2 protein-coding genes and 1 pseudogene are annotated in these 5,592 nt (G+C 73.1%); all 3 read right to left on the bottom strand.

Translation table 11 applies throughout. The features are described 5' to 3' along the window. Positions 1–316: winged helix-turn-helix domain-containing protein (locus HGA02_RS21900; protein WP_484482046.1), on the bottom strand; the 316-nt coding region annotated here is incomplete at its 3' end. 57 nt (positions 317–373) lie between these two features. Beyond that, positions 374–1,165, bottom strand: a pseudogene (gene nadC / locus HGA02_RS08995) (carboxylating nicotinate-nucleotide diphosphorylase); the annotation flags it as partial. Positions 1,166–1,264: 99 nt separating this feature from the next. Further along, positions 1,265–5,305 carry an endo-1,4-beta-xylanase gene (locus HGA02_RS08990; protein WP_168678724.1) on the bottom strand — a complete coding sequence of 1,347 codons (4,041 nt, stop codon included), beginning with the start codon at positions 5,303–5,305 and terminating at the stop codon, positions 1,265–1,267. Between the last annotated feature and the right edge of the window lie 287 nt (positions 5,306–5,592).

The following is a 5,592-nucleotide window of genomic DNA, read 5'->3' as shown; positions in this document are numbered from 1 at the left end:
GGCGGGACAGCAGGACGCGGCACTGCGCGGCGAACAGCCCGTGCCAGCGGTACGCGGTCGCGTCCGGGGTGGTCGCGGGCGTGAGGAACAGGCCGCGCGCGACGCAGTCGTCGAGCAGCGCGGCCCCGCCGGGCACGAGCGCCTCGGCCAGCCCGGGGTCGATCACGTCGTCGGCGGTCGCGACCAGCACGAACGCCCCGAGCGGTGCGGGCAGCCCGGCCAGGACCTCGTCGACGACGTAGTCCGCGACCGGGACCGCGCTCGACGGGACCGCACCCAGGCGGCGCGCCACGTCGGGGCCGGTCGCGACGCCCATGAGGATCATGCGCACCGCGACCGCCCAGCCGTCGGTCAGCGCGCGCAGCTGCTCACCGGCCGCGCGGTCGAGCGTGAGGTTGCCCGTCGCCTCGAGCTCGACGCGTCCCGTCGTCGGCTCGCCGGCACGCACGGCCGCGACCACCGCGGCCAGCAGCGGCGTCGGCATGTTGTCGAGCAGCAGGAACCGCGCCCCGGCGGCGACGGCCTCGAGCGCCTGGTCGAGCGTGTCGGCCTCGACCTGGATGTCGACGTCGGGGAACCGCTCCTGCACGGCCCGGACCGCGGCCGCGACGGACCCCGCGGCGACGACGTGGTTGTCCTTGACCATCGCGACGTCGTACAGCCCCATGCGCTTGTTCGTCCCGCCGCCGCAGCGCACCGCGTACTTCTCGAGCGCCCGCAGGCCCGGGGTCGTCTTGCGCGTGTCGAGCACCTGCGCGCCCGTGCCGTCGAGGACGTCCGCCCAGCGGCGCGTGTGCGTCGCGACGCCCGACGCGCGCGACGCGAGGTTGAGCATCGTCCGCTCCGCGACGAGCAGCGTCTGCACGGGCCCCACGAGCACCGCGAGCACCTCGTCGCGCCACACCCGCGCGCCGTCCTCGACGGTGAGCGTCACGGTCACGGCGTCGGTCCCGAGCCGCTGCGCGACCTGGTCGACGACCTCCTGGACGACGACGAGCCCGGCGACGACGCCCTCCGCACGTGCCACGAGGTGCGCGGTGCCGACGGTGTCCGGCGGGATCGTCGCCTGCGACGTGACGTCCCGGCCCGGTGCGGGGCCGAGGTCCTCGTCGAGCGCGACCTGGACCACCCGGGCGACCCACGCGGGGTCGAGCTGCTGCTGCACGCCGCCACCCTACGTGCGTGACGACGGCCCCGGACGGAGGGGTCCGGGGCCGTCGTGGTGGGTACCGCCCCGCCGGGCAGGGCGGCGGGGCGGTGTCGGTCAGGAGTAGGTCACGCGCACCGGGGCGCTCGCCACGGCCTCCTTGCCGACGTAGGCCTTGACCTCGAACTGGCCGGGCAGGACCCACACGGGGACCTTGACCTTGGTGCTCGCGGCGCCGGAGGCGTCCGTCTTCACCGTGCCGAGGTCGGCGTCCTTCCAGTACCAGTCGTGCACGCCCTCGACGAGCTTGCCGAACAGCCCGCCGTACGACGGGGTCGCCGGCCGGTCGCCCACGCGGTCGAGCACGAGGGTCACCTTGGTCTTGGCCGGGAAGTCGGCGAGCTCGACGGCGAGCTTCTTGCCCGGCGCGACCCTGTCCGACCCGAGGGTCAGGACCGGCCCGGGCTCGACGACCGGGGCCGCGAGCTCGAGGACGCCCCAGCGGGCGGTGCTCTGGTACGAGCGGCCCGTCGGGTCGGTCCACGTGCGGACCGAGCCGCGCACGCCGTCGGTCGCGTCGTTGACCTGGAAGTCCAGGCCGACGAGGTCACCGGCGACCGCGTCCCGACCCAGCGCGATGGACGCCTCGACGACGTACCCGCCGTCGATCAGCGCGGTGGCGCTGGTCAGCCGCTCACTGATCACCGACAGGTCGCCGCTGACCGACTGCGCGTTGCTCGCGCTGATCCGGTACTGGCCGTCCTGCGGCGTGTAGGCGCCGTTCTTGGCGTTGACCGGGTCGACGAAGATCTCGACCGAGTCCTGCTCCCACGCGTTCGTGGCGGACTCGTCGATCACCGGGTCGGCGACCTTGAGCAGCACGTCGACGGCGTCGTCGTGCCACAGGACCCGCACCTCGGCCGTGGCACCGGGGGTGCCCTCGACCTGGGTGTCCGTCGTGACGACCGGGGCCGTCGCCCAGACGTCGTCGATCGTGCCGTCGATCGTCGGGGCGCTGGTGGCCTGCGGCGCGGAGACGAAGCCGATCGGCTCGATGAGGGTGACGACGCCGAGGCGCTCGCCGTCCTCCTGCCCGTGCGACAGGTCGTTCCACGACCGCTGCTCGCCCGTGACGCCGTCGGTCACGCGCACGTCGAACGGCACGGTGCCGCCCTCCGTCAGGCCGGCGACCGCCACGGCGACCGCGAACCGGTAGCCCGTGGCCGTGGCCTGCGCCTGCGTGCGGTTCACGGTGACGTGCGACTCGGCGGCGAAGACGTCCACGACGTCCTCGGTGCCGTCGTCGCTCGCGTCCGCGACCTCGACGTACGCGGTGAGGCCGTCGGCCGACCAGCGCAGCTGGAAGCCCGTGCCCTCACCGATCGGCGTCTCCGGCAGGAGCCTCCACGTCGCGTCGTCGACGCCCGTGGGCGTGCCCTGGTGCGCGTCCGCCTGACGCGTGAGCGTGGGGAGCTCCGACCGGTCGACGATGCCCCAGTAGGCCGGCTTGGCCTGCAGGTCGTCGTCGAACGGCAGCGGCGCACCCTCGCGCCACGACCGGCTGTCGTACGGGCCCCACAGGGTCACCGAGAACAGGTCGGGGTAGTCGCGCAGCATGTCGAACACGTCGGCGTAGTAGTAGCCCTGCGCGACGAGCTTCTCCTGCGTGACCGTGCCGTCGATCGGGGCGTCGAGCTCCGTGACCGCCTGCAGCAGGCCGGTCTCCGCGAAGGCGTCGATGCTCGCCTTCATCTGCGACACCGGCTGGAGCAGGTTGACGTGGAACTGGTGGCCCAGGCCGTCGAGCGGGACGTCCCGGTCGAGCAGGCGGTTCACGACCGCGAGCATCGCCTGCCGCTTGGCGGGCAGCTCGGTGTTGTAGTCGTTGAGGAACAGCTGCACGGGGCCGTCGGTGTCGCCGCCGTTGAACGCCTCGCTCGCGTACCCGAACGCGAGGTCGAGGAACTGCTCGCCGAGGACCTCGAACCAGCGGCTCTTGCGCAGGCCGTCGCTCTCGCTCTCCGCGATGGCCTCGTTGACGACGTCGAACGCGACGATCGGGTTGCCCGCCGTCCCGTACTCGCCGTACTTCTCGCGGTAGTGGTCGGCGACCGTCTCGATGTGCGTGCGCATGCGGTCCCGCAGGATCTGCTGGTCCGCGGCGCTGCTCGTCAGCGGCGTGCCGTCGGTGTGGTTGAAGAACCAGTCCGGCGTCTGGGAGTGCCACACGAGCGTGTGCCCGTAGACCCGCTGACCGTGCTCGATCGCGCTGTCGACGAGCGCGTCCGCCGCCTCGAAGGTGAACGTGCCCTCGGTCGGCTGGATGCTCTCCGGCTTCATGGCGTTCTCGGCGGTGATCTGGTCGTAGTGCTTGACCACGAGCTGCTCGCCCGTGCCGACCGTCTCGCGCTCGTCGATCGCGACGCCGACGGGCCACGGCAGCTCGTCCTGGAGGGACGGGATGTCCGTCTGCACCGGCGGGGCGGTCGAGCCGCTGACGACGACGTCGTCGACCACGAACGACGCGAGCGACGACGCCGACTCGACGTACAGCAGCGCCGAGTCGGCGGCCGCCATCGTGTACGACGCCTGCACGTGGGTCCACGCGTCGGCGGTGACGCCCGTCGCGGTCGTGACGGTGTCGTAGGTCGACTCGCCCGCGTTGTCGCGCTGGACGGACACGCGCAGGTCGGCCGGCTCGGTCGCACCCGCGGCGAGCTTGAGCCACAGGTCGATCGAGTAGGTGCGGCCCGTCTGGAAGATGCCCGTGACGGTCGCGCCGATGCCGTTCCACGCCTGCGTGCGGTCCGCGACGAGCGCCGCCTGGGCGCCGCCGTGCGCGTCGTCGGTCAGCGTGACGGTGTTGTCGCCGCGGGGGCCCCAGACGCCGAGGCCCTCCTCGAAGTCGTTGCTCAGACCCGTCGGGACGCTCCCGCCGTCGTCGGGACCGCCGGTCGGCAGCGTGAACGACCAGCCCGCCGCGAGGCGCTCGTCGACGACCGTCTGCACGGCCGCGAGCGTCCCGGACCGGTCGCCGCCGCCGTCGTGCGCGAGCACGACCTCGCCCGGCTTCATGGCCGCGCGCAGGTTCGACGTGAGCGTCGGGACGTCCTGCGTCGCCCAGTCGTCGATCGTGTTCGTCACCGCGAGCGGCTGCATGCCGAGCGCGACGGCCACGCCGGGCGTCACGCCCCAGCTGCCGTTCGGTGCGCGGAAGTACGGCACCTTCGCGTCCGGGTCGCCCAGCGCGTCGCGGATGATGCCGAGGTTCTCGACGAGGTCCGCACGCACCTGCTCGGCGGTCCACGCGCCCATGTCGGCGTACGACGTCGTGTGGTTGCACAGCGTGTGGCCGTCCGCGACGATCCGCCGCAGCACGTCCGCGCCGCCCGGCGCCTGGATGTTCTGGCCGATGACGCAGAAGGTCGCCGTGATGTCCCGCTCGGCGAGGAAGTCGAGCAGCGCGGTCGTCGTGGCGCCGTTGGGGCCGTCGTCGAACGTCAGCGCCGAGACGTCGCCCGTGCCGCGGGCCGTCGCGACCGGGGTCGTGGTGGGGTTCACCGCGCCGCCGGGGACGACGCCGCCCGGGTCCGTCGGCTCCTGGCCCGTGATCACCACGTCGTCGACGAGGACATCCGGGAACGGTGCCGCGTCGCCGCCGTCGAGGTACATGCGCGCGGCATCGAGGCCCTCCTCGAACGTGTAGGAGCCGCTGATCGTGGTCCACGCGTCGGCGCCGAGCGTGCTCGGGCCGCTGACCCACGTGTACGGGTTGGACGCCGCGGGGGCGTCGACGGTGAAGTGCACGCCCGCGGCGGGCTGGTCCGCGTCGGCCAGGCGCGCGCGCATGCTCACCGTGTACGTCTCGCCGGGCTCGAGCAGCGGGACGAGGTCGAGGGCGATGCCCTGCCAGCCGGCGGTGCGACCCGCGACCTTCAAACTGGTGCCCGCGCCGTCCGGGTCCGGCACCAGGGTGAGGGCGGGGCTGCCGCTGGGCGTCCACGGGGCGTACGTGCCGCCCTCGAAGTCGCTGCGCAGGATCTCGCTGTCCGCCGCTCGGGCGGTAGAGGTGGGTGCGGAGCCGACCGTCGGCGCGGCCACCAGGCCCAGCGCCAGCACCCCGACTCCGATAGTTTCGAACAGGCCTGACCGACTCATCGACGCTCCCTTGCGCGGACGGGTCCCGTACTTCGGGGTTTCGGGATCCGACGATACGGTCACACCCGACGATCCGACCAGGGCTGGCGTCCAGAAACCGCGCGACCCGAGTATCGAAACTATCGCGTCGCAGGTCCGCGCCTCGCGACTCGCGCCGTCTTCACCCGCCTGAGCGGGTCGACGTCGGACCAGGACCCGCATGACGGGTCCGCGTCAGACCAGGACCTGCGTGAGCGGCATCGACGAGTCGACCGGCAGGTCGAGCGACGACGGCGGCAGGCCGCGGC

Source organism: Cellulomonas septica (genome assembly GCF_012396155.1).
GTDB classification, from domain to species: domain Bacteria; phylum Actinomycetota; class Actinomycetes; order Actinomycetales; family Cellulomonadaceae; genus Cellulomonas; species Cellulomonas septica.
This window is presented reverse-complemented; position numbering and strand designations above follow the sequence as displayed.